At 49.6% G+C, this 15,247-nt stretch carries 13 protein-coding genes and 2 pseudogenes; 11 read left to right on the plus strand and 4 right to left on the minus strand.

Features of this window, described 5'->3' with window-relative positions; all coding sequences use genetic code 11:
* The first annotated feature begins 758 nt into the window (after nucleotides 1–758).
* Together JMJ04_RS27205 and JMJ04_RS27210 are read left to right on the plus strand one after the other, a co-directional pair.
* Complete coding sequence (locus JMJ04_RS27205; protein ID WP_201373552.1) at nucleotides 759–1,502, plus strand: hypothetical protein; 744 nt, start codon at nucleotides 759–761, stop codon at nucleotides 1,500–1,502.
* 272 nt (nucleotides 1,503–1,774) lie between these two features.
* Nucleotides 1,775–2,785, plus strand: coding sequence for a hypothetical protein (locus JMJ04_RS27210; RefSeq protein ID WP_201373553.1), 1,011 nt, complete (start codon nucleotides 1,775–1,777; stop codon nucleotides 2,783–2,785).
* A 541-nt stretch (nucleotides 2,786–3,326) separates the two neighbouring features.
* Here the strand turns inward: JMJ04_RS27210 and JMJ04_RS27215 are convergent.
* The gene (locus JMJ04_RS27215) at nucleotides 3,327–4,019 is read right to left on the minus strand and encodes a polysaccharide deacetylase family protein (protein ID WP_236038432.1); all 693 of its coding nucleotides are present in this window, start codon (nucleotides 4,017–4,019) and stop codon (nucleotides 3,327–3,329) included.
* Nucleotides 4,020–4,153: 134 nt separating this feature from the next.
* Here JMJ04_RS27215 and JMJ04_RS27220 point away from each other — a divergent pair, with 134 nt between their 5' ends.
* The 4 genes from JMJ04_RS27220 (at nucleotide 4,154) to JMJ04_RS27235 (ending at nucleotide 6,950) form a co-directional block, all read left to right on the plus strand.
* A complete protein-coding gene (locus tag JMJ04_RS27220; protein ID WP_201373555.1) occupies nucleotides 4,154–4,894 on the plus strand; it encodes an SAM-dependent methyltransferase in 741 nt (246 codons plus the stop codon).
* A gap of 162 nt (nucleotides 4,895–5,056) precedes the next feature.
* Nucleotides 5,057–5,404 (plus strand): hypothetical protein, encoded by a 348-nt coding sequence (locus tag JMJ04_RS27225; protein WP_007915336.1) that lies wholly within the window; start codon nucleotides 5,057–5,059, stop codon nucleotides 5,402–5,404.
* A gap of 245 nt (nucleotides 5,405–5,649) precedes the next feature.
* Complete coding sequence (locus tag JMJ04_RS27230; protein ID WP_201373556.1) at nucleotides 5,650–6,240, plus strand: hypothetical protein; 591 nt, start codon at nucleotides 5,650–5,652, stop codon at nucleotides 6,238–6,240.
* 86 nt (nucleotides 6,241–6,326) lie between these two features.
* The gene (locus JMJ04_RS27235) at nucleotides 6,327–6,950 is read left to right on the plus strand and encodes an FMN-binding negative transcriptional regulator (RefSeq protein ID WP_201373557.1); all 624 of its coding nucleotides are present in this window, start codon (nucleotides 6,327–6,329) and stop codon (nucleotides 6,948–6,950) included.
* Here JMJ04_RS27235 and JMJ04_RS27240 read toward each other — a convergent pair whose 3' ends face one another.
* Nucleotides 6,951–7,568 carry a hypothetical protein gene (locus JMJ04_RS27240; RefSeq protein ID WP_201373558.1) on the minus strand — a complete coding sequence of 206 codons (618 nt, stop codon included), beginning with the start codon at nucleotides 7,566–7,568 and terminating at the stop codon, nucleotides 6,951–6,953.
* Nucleotides 7,569–8,035: 467 nt separating this feature from the next.
* Here JMJ04_RS27240 and JMJ04_RS27245 point away from each other — a divergent pair, with 467 nt between their 5' ends.
* From JMJ04_RS27245 to JMJ04_RS27255, 3 genes are all read left to right on the plus strand, one after another.
* On the plus strand, nucleotides 8,036–8,902 hold the full coding sequence (locus JMJ04_RS27245; protein ID WP_201373559.1) for an alpha/beta fold hydrolase: 867 nt from the start codon (nucleotides 8,036–8,038) through the stop codon (nucleotides 8,900–8,902).
* Between the two features lie 191 nt (nucleotides 8,903–9,093).
* A complete protein-coding gene (gene chrA / locus JMJ04_RS27250) occupies nucleotides 9,094–10,380 on the plus strand; it encodes a chromate efflux transporter (RefSeq protein ID WP_201373560.1) in 1,287 nt (428 codons plus the stop codon).
* 307 nt (nucleotides 10,381–10,687) lie between these two features.
* The gene (locus tag JMJ04_RS27255) at nucleotides 10,688–11,467 is read left to right on the plus strand and encodes a L,D-transpeptidase (RefSeq protein ID WP_201373561.1); all 780 of its coding nucleotides are present in this window, start codon (nucleotides 10,688–10,690) and stop codon (nucleotides 11,465–11,467) included.
* Between the two features lie 230 nt (nucleotides 11,468–11,697).
* On the opposite strand, the gene JMJ04_RS27260 is transcribed toward JMJ04_RS27255, so the two are convergent.
* Entirely contained in the window at nucleotides 11,698–12,672 is a 975-nt protein-coding gene (locus JMJ04_RS27260; protein ID WP_201373562.1) for a zinc-binding dehydrogenase, read from the minus strand.
* 195 nt (nucleotides 12,673–12,867) lie between these two features.
* On the opposite strand from JMJ04_RS27260, the gene JMJ04_RS27265 reads away from it, so the two are divergent.
* Complete coding sequence (locus JMJ04_RS27265; RefSeq protein ID WP_201373563.1) at nucleotides 12,868–13,458, plus strand: TetR/AcrR family transcriptional regulator; 591 nt, start codon at nucleotides 12,868–12,870, stop codon at nucleotides 13,456–13,458.
* A gap of 370 nt (nucleotides 13,459–13,828) precedes the next feature.
* On the opposite strand, the pseudogene JMJ04_RS48915 reads toward JMJ04_RS27265, so the two are convergent.
* Nucleotides 13,829–14,616 (minus strand): annotated as a pseudogene (locus JMJ04_RS48915) (aldo/keto reductase); the annotation flags it as partial.
* A gap of 134 nt (nucleotides 14,617–14,750) precedes the next feature.
* On the opposite strand from JMJ04_RS48915, the pseudogene JMJ04_RS27280 reads away from it, so the two are divergent.
* Nucleotides 14,751–15,131 (plus strand): annotated as a pseudogene (locus tag JMJ04_RS27280) (AraC family transcriptional regulator).
* The last annotated feature ends 116 nt before the right edge of the window (nucleotides 15,132–15,247 follow it).

Raw genomic sequence — 15,247 nt, forward strand, 5'->3', positions numbered from 1 at the left:
TTGTAAAGGCCTTATTATTGCAAAAAGATTTCGTGAATAGGCTACGTTATTAGGCGCGCTCTCGTATGTACGCATCTTTTCTTCTATCAAATAAGCACATGCACTGTTAGTTTTTCTACCCGCTACGTTATTCAGCGGGATATTTTTAGCGTTTTGGGGCTACGCTATTAGGCGCAAACCGCTATTTGAGTTCCTCGAAGGAGCTTTTAACCAAAATGGCTAAAGGTCTGGAGAGAGGGGGCTACGTTATCATGCGCGAACCGCTACGTTATTGTGCGTAATACAGAGGGGTGAATTGGCTCTAGAAGCCAATTCACCCCAAAAAATATAGGTGCAGCAATAAAAAGGTGTATTGAATTCTGCTCTAGAACCATTGATACTAAGAATACAGTTGTCACACAAAAGCGGAGAAGGGGAGGATACTTTGTTATGAAACGAAGTGGATGGAGGATCTTAATGTTGTACAACTGGAGGAATTTTCCGAGGCAAAAAAGTGCCAGTTATCCAGATCCTTTTGCCAACCACTGGAAAACTGGCCAACACCCTAAACATATAACCAATACGAAAGTATCAGTTACATGCTTAGAATATGCCACAGCCTGCCTTTTGTCAAGTGAACGGGACTCCTAGGGAGACCAGGGCAAGGTCGATGAAAGCGCATATCAGGCTCATCCCTCGGAAAATTCGCTGCAAAAAATTGCCAGGTGAGGGGATGTATGTATATAGCGTCGAATGGACGAAAACGATATAGCCGGGAAATGCCAACAATAGAAGATGCAAATAAGGATGTAGGTGTCGCAAGGGAATGTATTCACCCCGCGACATTAGAGGCAATAGAGAAACTATTTCCATCTCCAATGAACGGTATAGAGTTCCTTGGATTAGTTCTGCGCTATGCAACAATTAAACAGCTCACTTTACCTTCCTTCGCGCAGGAAGAGAGCTTCGCCGTCATTACCGTCAAAAATATTCGTGTGTTGAGTAAGCTCATTGGCTGGAGCTACGATACAACACATAAATATGTGGCACTCTTTTGTGCGCTTGGCTTCTTCGTAAAGGGAAGAAGACAACGCCAGGTAGAGTTCTACTTCCCACTGGATAGCTATGTTCCACCAGAATCACTTGCAGCGCTAGACAATCTTATTGCTGAGTATCGCCCTAAAGTGCGTCAGAGTGCCCAGCAAGTGAAGACGCGTTTTCTATTGTATTTTAGCTCGCCACAAACCTTCTTCGATAAGATGGGAGTTCCCGGCGAGCTACAGCCCATGCTGCAAGAAATTCGTCAACTTTTCCAACATGAAGGGGTAGACTCTAAAAAGCAACAGAATCTCCTTGTACAAATTGCACACGTCGTTCAACGTGTGCTGCCAAGTAAACAATTCGAAACGGTAGACACAGCACAAAAAAGTCTTCCCCCCCAACACATTCAATTCTGTCGTCCAGGCAAGCAGAGGACCAGCCCTCCGAGCGATTGTCACTTAAGAGCAATGCAAGCACACTAAAAAATCGACCCTCTAAGTCAGAAAAGGTAGACCCTTCTTATAAGATTCCGCTCTCAGCGAAACCTGCATTGCCACAGAAAAAAAGTCGTCCCTCTACAACAGAGAATCTAATGATCGACTCCAAGCAACAGAGAGTAGACTCTTTTCCTTCATCCACTCAAAATGTAGTAGACTTTAAGCAACAAAGGGTAGACTCTTTCTCCATACCTATATCTGAGAAAACAGACTTTTCTTTACTAGAGGTAGACTCCTTGGAGGAGCAAGAGGAAGTCATGTCAAAAAGTCTCCCTTTGGGTATAGACTTTTCACATATTCAGGAAAAAGAGGGCGACTTTTTAGCTGAGAGAGGTGACTTTTCCTCTCTGCATAGCACACAAAAAGTCAACCCTCTTGATGAGAAGAGCGACTTTTCGCAGCATGAGTCGCCTATTAGAGTCGACTTTCATCCGACAAGGGGCGACTTTTCGCAAAAAGTCGCCTCCATTACCGAAAATCAGGTAGACTTAAACGACTTAAATAACGTTAACGTTAATAAAATAATTACTAATAACTTAAATAACGTTAACGTTAAAAGTCTACAAACCTTAGCAGCGTTTCTGGGAACTATTCTGGGCGAGGATCGCTCCAAGTGGGGAATTTATGTTGTTCACCTCAAGCAGTATTCACAACCGGAAGCCATCATAGCAGCCTTGATGAAGACTTTAAGTTGTAAGTTCCGTGATGGTTCGCTACACAATCCGCCAGCTTTCTTCCTGGCACGTAGCAAAGAGTATCACGTTGCTATTCCAGCTGATGTGCACCAGCTCGTAGATCTGTATGCATCCCTGTCATACGGTCAGTTGATTGAGGCACTCAAACAGCCAGCCTCATCTTTAAAAGAAGGTCATAGTCAGGGTAACTATCAGGCAAGGGAGATTAAGTCTTCAGCGCTTCAGGTGCTAAAAGCACCACCACTATACATTCAACTACAACCTGATCAGGCTCATATGTCTTTGCAGGATGTCACAGAACTCTATAAGCAACTTTGTAATGATCCACGTATGATTCTCTGTAAGAAGTTTATTCTGCCAGTGGATGTTGAGAAAACACGCTATGTTCTCTTGCTTGATGTCACTGTCTCTAACAAAGTACGCCAGACATTTCTCTATTCCCAGCAAGAGTGGTATGAACGTAGCCAGAACATGCGTACCTGCCTCAGCCTCTTTGAGTCTTCAGAGGTGCTACAAAGGTCACAAAATCGCTTTGCCGCTCTACGCGACCTACTAAAGAAAAAAACGCCGTAGTAAGCCTCTCAGCGCGAAAGCATGCAGGAAATGCTACTGCATTTCCTTGTGGTTTACACATTAAGCCATTTTACAGGGCTTCTTAGAGAATTCTCCCGTGAAATTGCTTACCTCATGATGGTTTCTTGAAACCATCATGAGGCTGTGAAATCCGAGCTTACAGTTGGATGCATGTGTAACGCTTTATGATCTGGTTGGAGCAATCCATACTCGGTTAGTTTGCCAACTTGCAGATGTATGGCGAAGCGTAGCAGTTGTATCTGCCATGGGAAAGGTACCCAGCTTGGAGGTGTGAGCTGGTCGAGCAGTTGTCCGAGAATGTATTTGGGCAAAATAGGGAAGGGTGGCTCTAGCCAACGTAGATCCCAATGATGTCCGTTCACAACTAGGAGCGCACGATAACGTGCCTTTCCACCATTTTCGAACGTGATTTCCCAGCCTGCATTTGCCAGGGAGGCGTCCTCGACTTTGCAATTAAAGTGAATTTTGTCGCGAAAACCGAAGTTGTTAACGCTGGGTCGCCCTGTAAAAGATGTGCTGATTATAGTACGATAAAGGTGAAGCCTCGTTGTTGCAGTTCACTGATGATGAGTGCAAGTGCTTGTACCGTTTCTGCACGATTCCCTCCTCCATCGTGCATCAAGATAATATCACCCCCTTTTATCTTAGTGAGAATTGTTTCTACAATCTGATCTACGCCTGGTTGTTGCCAGTCCTGTGTATCAATAGACCAGAGTATCTGGGTAAGGCCAAACTCTCTCGCAATATTATTGACATTTTCGTTTGTTGAGCCATAGGGAGGCCGAAAAAGTTCTGGCATAATTCCTGTAGTTTGCTCTATCTCTGTAGAGGTGGATTGTATTTGTTTGCGAATAATATCAGGAGGAAGCACTGTGAGGTTCATATGGCTCCAGGAGTGATTCTCTACAGCGTTGCCCTGTTGGCTCTCCTGTAGTGCTAAATCTGGGTAAGCTTGGACTTGCTCTCCAACACAGAAAAAGGTGGCATGTACTCCATAATGCGCGAGTACATTGAGCACGAGGGGGGTATAGGTTGGATCTGGCCCATCATCGAATGTTAACGCAATTGAGCTAGAAACATCCCCGCGTGTTATAGTTTGAGAGGCTAATAGTGAAGAAAGTAAAAAGCGCGGGTGGTTTATATTGCTATGAGCAACATGTGCTTGAAAAGCAATAGCTTGAGCCTGTATTGTACCAGGCAGCAGGCTTAGCACAAAGAGCCAGCACACTAGACCCCAGCGTATATCGTGAGCGCCTTGTTGCATCTTTATACCAGACTTTCTTACCTATACATGCTGCTTTTTTCTTATAGTTTAATCCTAGAAAACAAGAGAAGGAAAATTTACCTTTGGATAGCTTCAAGTATACTGTTATCTCTCATGAGGGAATGCGCTATTGTAATCCTTTAAGCTCAGAGAAAATTGAGACTGTATTGGATCTGTTGAATTTCGTAAATACGGCGCGGGTGTTAGATCTTGCTTCAGGGAAGGGCGAATTATTGCTTCGCCTGGTTGAGCGTTATGGCGCTGAGGCGCTGGGTGTCGATCTTGCTTCTCCTTTCATTGCTGAAGCTCAAGCTCAGGCAAGTACAAGGATTCCCCATAAGAAAGTTACTTTTCTAGAACAGGATGTTACAACGCTTCAGATTGAGCCGGAATCTCTGGATCTGGTGAGCTGTTTGGGTGGATGTCACATCTTAGGTGGTTTTCAGCCCACACTCCAGCAGGTTAAAAGCTGGGTGAAGCCTGGTGGGTATATCCTCTTGGGCGATGGATATTGGAAGCAGGAACCTCAGCCCGAATATCTTGCTGCTTTTGGGGGTAGTCGCGATGAATGTATGACACATGCCCAAAATGTCACCACTGGTCCCGCAGAAGGTTTGGTTCCCCTCTATGCCTGTGTCTGTAATGATGATGAGTGGGATCGTTATGAATGGCTACATTTGCGCAATATGGAGCTCTATGCCAGAAAGCATTCAGAAGATCCAGATGTGCCTGAACTACTAAAACGCATTCGTGCTTGGCGTGATACGTATGTGCGTTGGGGGCGCGATACATTAGGTTTTGGTTTATACCTTTTTCAAAAATAAGAGCTATCAAAACTCTTGCGAGCTTATAGTGTAACCCAACTGTAACCCAACATCCCATGCAAGCGCATCGCGACGCAAGTTTGAACCAAAATGCTCCTGCTTAACGTAATATAAGCACAATTGTATCTACAACTTATCAAGTTGCAGGAGGAATAAAAGATTATGGTATTAGCTGCTTTCGTTATTACCTTTACTAAATTGCTTGTCTGGTTCCTGGTGGCATTGCTTGTGGGCGTTGTTGGCGAACTTATCGCGCGCCGTCGTGCTCCTGATGGCATCATTGGAGCCGTTTTGTTGGGCTTCCTGGCGATTTTTATCGTGGTTGGCCTCCTAAACTTCAGCATCGCTGGTGAACCACTTCTGGCAGGTGTACCCCTGGTTAGCTCGATTCTTGTGGCCGCGATCCTGGTGTTCATCTGGAGCGGCTTTGCTTACCATCGCGTGCGTCCTTATTACTATCGTCGTGGTACCTATGCACGTGCCCCTCGTCGCCGCCGTCGCTGGTTCTAAGCCATACGGTAAATCAGCATAAGCAAAGAAGAAGCAGGCAAGCTCTCTCTACGGAAAGAGCTTGCCTGCTTCTTCTCTATGAGCTGAGAAGGTATATATTTAGTCCTTCTGTTTAGGAAGCGAGAGGTGGTATGCTTTGTTTGACATAAATTGGTCATTTTCTTATGTCCAAATGAGGTGTAAGATAATGCTGGGTTTGTATTTACTAAAATATGCATTTCTTATAGTATTTGGGAGGATATTTTATGTTAGCTTATGTGTTCTGGCATCAGCGAGCAAGCAATGTAGAGAAGGTGGAGTATCAGAAGCGCCTCGTCGCTTTTCATCAGATATTGCAAGAGCGGCGGATACAGGGCTTCAAGGGGTCAATTGTTCTAGAAATGCCCCAATTGCCATGGATGCATGAGGGGAGCGAGGTTTATGAAGACTGGTATCTCGTTGAGAACTCGGCTGCGCTTGATCTGGTGGATGAAGCGGCTGTCTCGGGAATCTGTCGGGAGCCTCATAATCAGGTTGCGCGGCTGGCTGATTATGGAACAGGTGGCCTGTATCGCCTGAAAGACGGGACGACTACTCCCGCGACTTTTGCTGGTATTCGCTCCGTTACCTGGTTTGGTAAGCCTGCTGGTATGAGTTATGCTCAATTGTATAGCCTGCTCCAGGCTGCTGACATCGAGCAACAGGATATCTTCTGGCAGCGACAAATGACAATGGGTCCTGCGCTGGAGTTTTGCGTGCATACCTCTCAAACCTATCTTCTACCAGAAAATATTGAGAGCCTGCAGGTTGCAGCACAGCCGCTATTTGTTCCAGAGGGATCAAATCAAGCTCTATAGCAAAAGGCTTTTTATTCGACGGATTGTAATATGAAGTGCGACATCAAGGGATTCTTAATTGTCTGTAAAAGAGAAAAGGAGGTAGCATGTACGTTCCCAAACATTTTCGCGAAGAAGATCTGGTGGAGCTACACGCCTTTATGAGCGGTAACCCTTTCGCTCTGGCCATTTCAAACCAGGAGGGCGTTCCGGTCGCTAGCCATATACCTGTAATTCTTCAGGCAGAGCCAGGCCCATATGGTCAACTCCTTGGACATTTCGCTCTGGGCAACTCACAGTGGAAAACGTTTGATGGTTCGCAGGAGGTTTTGATTATTTTTCAGGGGCCTCATGCCTATATCTCGCCTTCGTGGTATAGTGAGCCGGAAATAAGCGTTCCTACCTGGAACTACGCTGTCGTGCATGCCTATGGTGTTCCCAGACTAGTTGAAGATCCCGATGATCTTATGACCCTATTAGGGGACCAGGTACATGTGTTTGAGGGTACAGATAGGCTTGCCTGGTTTCTCCAACCGGAGAACGAGGCTATGCGTAAAAAGGCCCGTGGCGTGGTTGGATTCACTATGTCAATTACACGTTTGCAGGGGAAGTATAAGCTCAATCAGAATCGCTCACTCACAGATCAGGAGCAGGTTATTGACCAGCTTGAGACTCAGGATGATGTTAGCAAGGGAGTGGCTGCCCTGATGCGTAAGCGTATAGCGCAGTGATCAGAGCAGCTTGTTTTTGATGAGGTCTGTGCGCGTACTCGCTCTCTGGTTGGAGTACCAACGTAGCCTTTCATAGAGAAGCATGGGGAGCCAGAAGACGCCTTCAATAAGGATGATTGCGCTCCACATGCTCTCTCCTGCCTGCCCAAAGATGGTATAGGTTGATGAACCATTGTTGTTGCTGTCGAGAATGCCAGGAATAAGCAAGCTAATGACAACTGCATAGACAAGCCTTCCCAGCCAGCCATAATGTGTAATAAACCAGTCATAGTGACGGACGAGGGGGAAAGAGAAGACCGAGCCACCAAAGAGCAAGGTCAGGATGAGCACGGGTAGTGAGAATACCCATGACGGGTTGGCGACAAGTGTTGCATCGAGCGTGATAAGTATGCCAATGCATGTGGAGGCAATGAGCATGGCCCATGCCTCTGTGCGCGAAGAGCGCCATGCCCAGGCCACGAGGAGCACATAGAGTAATAGTGATCCTCCAGCCAGGCAGATATTCTCAAGCAAAGAGAGGAGAGGTGTCATCTTTTCAGTATAGTCCTTGCCTGTTATTACAACCAGGCGATATTCTCCAATGGTATCCAACCAGCCTCGCCCAGGCGTTTGACGCACCGGAGCTAGCCATTTAACTCTTGTTTTGCGCGCAATTCTTCATCTTCATTTCAATCTTCTCGCTAATGTAGACGCTTTCGCCAGCCTCAAATGAAATTGGTTCGGCTTTTGACCATACTTTTTACTTCGCCATGAGTCCCGGTGAATTGTCTGATAGGGATAAGTCTGGTAGAGTAGCCTTTGTAATGTGCACAAGCGGTCAGATAAAGGCTACCTCTTGGGCAGAGACGTTAGGATAGAGTAAACCAGCCTGTAGCGCGTGGAAGGAATGTAGAATTATGCTTGGACCCTCCAAACAGAAATATCCTTCTAGGAGAAAGAAAAACTCTCAGCAAGTACGTGAAGATGAGTTTCTTCAGAAGAAGCGTAGGAGTAGCCTGTGGTTAAGCTTAGGCGCAATGGCCGCTATTTCCGCATGGGGCATTCATAAGGCGTATCGTTCCTGGCAATACAAAGAGGCCAGGCGTGTGTCAGAAGGTGGCCTCGTGGTCAATACTGCGCTTGGTCCCGTGGAGTATCAGATTACAGGCTCCGGTCCCGTTGTCATCTACGCTCACGGTACGCCGGGTGGCTATGATCAAGGTTTATATTTCGCGCGTTTTCTGGGCGAGAACTCTTGCACACTTATCTCCCCTTCACGCCCGGGCTATCTACGTACCCCCCTGGCTTCCGGGGCTACTCCCGAAGCTCAGGCTGATCTCTATGTTGCCCTCTTAGATGCATTAGGTATTGAACAGGCTAGTGTGATAGGTTTCTCAGGTGGCGGCCCTTCGGCACTTCAATTTGCACTGCGCCATCCTGATCGTTGTCAGGGACTGATTATGATTGGTGCCATTGTGCGTCGCTATGCCCCACAAGAGAAGTTAGCGCAAGCCTCGCTCTGGGCAAAGGCCCAGGCGCACCTCATTGAATACCTCCTGGTGTCTGAGCCATTCTTATTTCTCGTTGCGCCTATCGCTCGCTTGCTACCATTTGGCGATGCCGTTGAGGGAATGCTTTGTTCTGGCACGGTCTTTCCACTGCGCAAAGTTGGCTACGACGCTGACTATACCGCCTTTGCTGCCATCAAAGATGGCCCTTTAGAGGATATCACGGCCCCTGCACTCGTTATTCATGGGTCTAATGATCCTGATGTGCCCGTTGAGGATGCCGAACTTTTGGCACGTAAAATCAAGCAAGCAACGCTTTTTGCTATCGAAGGTGGAGATCATGCCTCATTTTATACGCAGTCTCGCATTGTCATGCCCATGATTACCCAATTCTTACGCCACGTAAGCCAGCAGAGGGCTAATTCCACTGCCTTGTCTCCCTCGACCATCAGCCAGACTGTATAGCTACCTCTCCTCACTACCACATCCCCTTATCTATGCAAAGCATCACAGGTGTGAGGAGAGTTGATATCTTCCTTGTTAAATTACCCTGGAAAGTATTGAAGGCATGTCTCTATACGTAGGCACTATGGCTTGTTTTTTTTTATGGGAATGCATGGTAGCTTTGCCTTGAGTAATAAAGGAGGAGTGCTATCATGGGTACCTCGAGGCAACCAAAGGAGGACAGAGCCGTTGACACGACAACGTTGGGAGCGGACCTTCTTCCTGCAAAAGAGGCAGATTCGCCAGACCTGGCTCCAAGAGGCACGTTTCTAGAGGTCCTGGGGGTCTTCTCTCGCCTGGGCCTGACCTCTTTTGGGGGACCGACGGCGCATCTGGGATATTTTCGTCAGGAGATTGTGGTACGGCGTAAATGGCTGGATGAGCATGCATATGCCGATTTAATTGCGCTCTGCCAGTTTCTGCCTGGACCATCCAGTAGCCAGGTTGGTATTGCTCTGGGGATCACCAGGGCCGGCTTATGGGGTGGCCTTGCTGCCTGGCTTGGCTTTACCCTGCCATCGGCGGTAGCGTTGACCCTCTTCGCCTATGCGACGACTATGCTCCCAGGAGCCGCGCAACTGGGCTGGTTGCATGGCCTGCTGGTTGTGGCCGTTGCGGTTGTGGCACAGGCCGTGTGGGGGATGGCGACCTCACTCTGCCCGGATCGCCCACGAGCGACGCTGGCTCTCATCGCGGCTATCGCTATCCTACTCTGGCCTAATGCGATAGTGCAGATTTCACTTATCGCCCTGGCTGGCATCTTTGGCTGGCGTTTCTTGCGCCAGGTACGCGAGGAGAAGCCTGCACAGTTGCCTCTGATGCTACCACGTCGCCTGGCTATCTGCTGCTGGATTCTTTTTGCCTTACTTCTACTAGGTCTGCCTATTTTAAGACAACTCACGCATAATCAATCTATTGCGCTCTTTGATACCTTCTTTCGCGTTGGTTCGCTGGTCTTTGGGGGGGGTCACGTTGTTCTGCCGCTGTTACAGCGCGAGGTTGTCCCCAGCGGTTGGGTAAGTAATGACCAGTTTATTACGGGTTACGCGGCGGCCCAGGCTGTTCCCGGTCCTCTGTTTACTTTTTCCGCTTACCTGGGCGCGGTCAGTAAGTCCTCGCCAAATGGCTGGTTAGGGGCGCTCATTGCTCTTGTTGCGATCTTCTTGCCATCCTTCCTGTTTGTGATTGGTATTCTCCCTTTCTGGAATCGTCTGCGGGCCTTTGAACCCTTTCAGGCCGCCTTACGTGGTGTTAATGCCGCAGTAGTAGGTATCCTTCTGGCAGCTCTCTATCAGCCTATCTGGACAAGCGCTATTCACGCTCCTACAGATTTTGCGCTGGGGCTACTGGCCTTTGGCCTGCTGGCATTCTGGAAACTCCCGCCGTGGATTGTTGTCCTGCTGGTGGCGGTACTTGGCGCGGGACTGCAACTGCTGTAGATAGGAAGCACAGGTATTTGTAACACGACGCTGCTAAAGCACGCGTCTACATATAGGACATATGTAGACGCGTGCTTTAGCAGCGTCGAACTTTCTCCCTCTCCCCACAATTCTGTGCGATTTTTGCTGGCGTCCTGTCATTATAGAAAATAGGCGCGCATGGTCGTGCTTATAGAGATCTCAGAGGATGCTCACTTATTCTCTAATTCTTTTTAAAAGAGCATCAAACACTTCCATTTAGAGCGAAATATGTATATACTCATCTTTAGGGGGAGAATTCGATATTGCATTAAAAGGGAGAAATTCTATGCAAACCCTCATGAAAAAATTTTTTGTTCTTAGTGCGCTTGTCCTGGTAGGGACGTGGCTGCTAGCTGCTACTCCATTGACCGCGCATGCTCAGACACACCACAACGCAGTTGCGCAAAGCACACAAGTTGGTCTGACAACTGGCTGGGCGAACGTACGTGCTGGCACGTCAACTGGCACAAGTGTGGTTACCACGTATGCTCCCAATACCAGGGTCACCATTTACCAGGCGGTCAATGGCCAGGTTGTCTGGGGTGGTATTCGTACCTGGTACCGCATCTCAAGCACGAATAGCGCTCCCCGCTACATTTATGGCGGCTTGATCTCGATTGGTAGTAGCGCTCCCTCTGGGCAGGGAAAATCTATCGTGGTCAATCTCTCTCAGGAGCGCCTGTATGCTTATGAGAATGGCAGACAGGTCTACACGACGCTGGTGACGACGGGCCGACCCGAATTGCCAACGCCTACCGGCACCTTCCACATCTTTGTAAAGCTGCATCCAACCACGTTCTACTCGCCTTACCCTGTAGGATCGCCGTATTACTATGCGCCAACCTATATCAACTATGCCCTGGAGTTCCAGTATGGCGGCTACTTTCTGCACGATTCCTGGTGGCGCTATAATTATGGCCCCGGTACTCAGTATCCCCACCACGACTCTAGTGGTAATCCCAGTGCTAATTATGGTACACATGGTTGCGTCAATATGCCTGTTCCCGCGGCGGCATGGCTCTACAACTGGGCACCAATCGGCACTACGGTAAAGATTACTTACTAATTGCGTGCGTGGTTCGGTCTAATGGCCTGGCACTCCTAAGAAGCAGAGGAAAAGCGCCGAAGCGGCTTAAGCCGCTTCGGCGCTTTTCCTCTGCTTCTTACTATAAATCCCAATTCCTAATGCAAAGAAATTGATGGTGTTTTAGCATATATAACAGATGAGTTGGAACGGCTTACATAGGAAATTTGTTAGCAATCCCACACGAAGTTGCGGGATTGCTGATAGACTCATCAAGGGATGAGCAGAACTTTGCCGGTTGTCTCGCGAGCTTCAATAGCAGCGTGAGCGTCGGCGGCATGCTCTAGAGGGTAGGTCGGGCCACTGACGGCGGTCAATCGCCCAGCAGCCGCCTCGGCCAGCGCGCTCTCGGCATCAATGCGTGCTTCCTGTGGAGGCTTGGCAAACGCGATGGAAAGAGGTGCAATGACAGCGATGCCACGTGCCGCCAGTTCTCGGGTCTCGATCTTGGTCCAGGCTCCAGAAGAGAACCCGTAGACCCCGAGTCTCCCGCTCTCTTTGGCCGTGGCCTCGAATGCCTGGTGTCCAATGGTTCCTCCAACGCCGTCCAGCACAAGATCGGCACCTTTGCCGTCCGTGGCTTTGCGCACCTGCTCCACCCAGTCGTCGTCATTGTAGTCGATGGCTATGTCGGCTCCAAGTTGCGTGATGACATCGAGTTTCTTCTTGCCGTGCGCTGCGCCAATCACGGTCCCCGCACCGGCGGCCCTGGCCTGTTGGACTAACTGCGAACCAAGGCTGCCCGCTGCCGCAGTAATCAACACAACTTCACCCGGTGTGATATTGGCCGCCTTGATCAGGCCAACAGCCGTTTGTCCCGACAGAAACACTCCGACCGCCTGCTCGATTGACAGCCCTGTCGGAATGTGGAAGACATCGGTGGCATCGACGACCGCCTGCTCCGCATAGCCACCCGTATTATTTTTGGTGCGTGCGACGACGAGCTTTCCCACCAACGACTGATCGCCGTCTGGTCCAACCTCTCTTACCCGGCCAGCAACCTCTAATCCAGGTACGAACGGGAGTGGCAATGGATACCTTCCAGAGCGCATGATGGTGTCTCCGAAGCAGACTCCAGCCATCTGTACTTCGATAATGACCTGACCAGGTCCGGTCTGTGGCTCTTCTTGCTCTTCGGCCATCAAGACTTCCGGTGGGCCGAACTGGTGAACTTGTACAATACGCATGCGCGCATATCCTTTCTCTGTGCTCTCATGTGTTCGCTTATTGGAACAATCTGTCCTGATTTTTGACGCGTATCTCAATTCGTGACACAATGATCGAGAGAGGACAATTTGTCCTCTGCCAAGTGTAGTTTGGGCGAAAGCTGGAAACAAGAATCAATCTGGGAGATATGTCTTAGATAGGACAGGGAGCGCAAAATGACTCAAAACTCCAATGATTTGCGCGCAAGACGCACGCGCAAGCTTCTGCGAGATGCCTTGCTTGAGTTGATCGAAGAACGCGGTTTTGATGCGATTACTGTGGAAGAGTTGGCTGCGCGTGCGATGGTCAGTCGGTCTGCGTTCTACCGGTATTACCAGGATAAGTATGACCTGGCGGAGCAAATCTTTGAGGAAGCGATGAGCGTCTTGCTGAACGCGGTTGGAGAGATGGGGATGGAACGTCCTCCACAGGTCTGGGTGAAGTTTTTCGAGCATATCGCGGAATACGAACGATTCTATCGAGCGTTGCTTGGCAGGAAGGGAAGCCTCTGGTTTGTGAGGAAGATGCATGCGTCTTTGGCTGACATGGTCAAAGAGCATGGGCGCGTTCCCAGCAGGCCGAACACCTCTGATCGCCCCGTCTACACCTTCCCAGATGAGTTTGTGCCAAACCTGGTGTCTACCATGTTTGTCGAAGCCATCATCTGGTGGCTTGAGCAGGGAAGACCCTATACTCCCAAAGAGGTAGCTACACGCTGCGCGCTGCTTGCCTCTGCACTCTTCAAGGAAGCGAGCACCTGGCAATGACTGCTTACACGCCCAAATAATCGAGGCCCCGGAAGTGCCGCCAGTATCACCAGAGGAGTCTGTACCGCCGCCGCAGCTAGGCAGAGAGGAAGAACTCACGAACCCCCTCCGTTATTTGCGTATGGACCCGGACGCGTGGGCTTGGCCACCATGCTTGAAAAGATGGCACAGTTGCAAATCATTCGCAAACGCAAGTTGCCTGCTGACCTCTTTCCAAACCTCTCGCGGCATCTGTGCTGACCGTGTATCGCAACCGCACAAGCATCGAAGAGCCATCGCGTCTGCGAGCCCCCAAAGCGAAACGTCTTCCCTTCCTCTTGCGCGTCCGTTTCGCTCCGACGGGCCAGATGCAAACGGGCCGCACGTCCGTTTAGGTCGGACGTGTTGCTTCGCTCAACCTCCTCACGATGTTGGGGTCACGGTGGTCGAAGAAGCTGCTGGTTTTGGTGTCCAGCGTCCTCATCGCCGCCATATCTTCCGGGCTCAGATCGAAATCGAAGATGGTGAAGTTTTCCACGATTCGTTCCTTACGGACTGATTTGGGAATTACCACGACCCCTCTTTGGGTCAGCCAGCGCAGAATGACTTGCGCCACGGTTTTCTGATACTTGCCTGCGATGGAATGCAGCAACTCGTTCTCGAAAATGTTGTGTTTGCCTTCGGCAAACGGTCCCCAGGATTCTATCTGAACATGGTTTCCTGCAAGAAGGTCTGGGTTTCGATTTGCTGATTGAACGGATGGGTTTCAACCTGATTGACGGCAGGAACGACGTGGTGATGTACCATCAGGTCCATCAGCCGGTCGGGTAAGAAGTTGCTGACCCCGATGGCGCGTATCCGGCCTTCCTGGTACAACTTCTCCATCGCGCGCCATGCGCCATACACATCCCCAAAGGGCTGGTGAATCAGGTAGAGATCCAGATACTCCAGTTGTAACCGCTGCAATGAGCGTTCAAACGCTGGTTTGGTACGTTCTTCCCCGGCATCCTGAATCCAGAGCTTGGTGGTGACGAACAGCTCTTCCCTTGGCACACCGCTCCGCTTGATGGCTTTGCCGACGGCCTCTTCATTGCCATAGGATGCCGCCGTATCAATCAGGCGATAGCCGGTGCGGATGGCGTCGTAGACGCTGCGTTCGCATTCTTCGGCGTCCTGCATGAGGTTCCGATGAATACGATGATCCACAAGCCCGCTGAGCGCGAAGTCCAACGCATCCAGGCAACCACGAGGAGCTGCTTGAGCGCATTTTGCGGGTCGTCCGCGAAGATGGGACGGTCCAACCATTCCCTGGGTTGCACCTGGCCCGCGCCTCCGCACCAACGGAGCCATTACATGGGGTATCCACTCCATCTATGTGTGTAGTTGCTCAGGGCAGCAAAGAGGTTCTGCTCAGCGAGAGCCGCTATCGCTACGATTCCTGACATTATCTGCTGACCACCATCGGGCTTCCCAGCATCAGCCAGGTTCTGGAAGCCTCGAAAGCCCAGCCCTACCTGAGCTTGCGCCTGGAACTCCCTCCCACCGTCGTGAGTTCGGTTCTGCTGGAGGCGGGGTACACCTCTCCGAGAAAGCAGGCAGATGCAAGAGCCATTGATGTCAGTTTGTTAGATGGAAATGTGTTGGACTTGGGTCTTGTTCATGCCTCCATTTTACTACACGAACTAACAGAGTAGTACTAGAAAGAAGTAGTACTTGCTTGACGCATTGCATTAATTGTCTATACAATAGACGCATCTATTGCTCTTAGATAACTTATTTTGATCTGTCTCATCTTGTGTCAAGGTGTTGG

Source organism: Ktedonobacter robiniae, from assembly GCF_016587375.1.
In the GTDB taxonomy this organism is placed as follows: Bacteria; Chloroflexota; Ktedonobacteria; order Ktedonobacterales; family Ktedonobacteraceae; genus Ktedonobacter; species Ktedonobacter robiniae.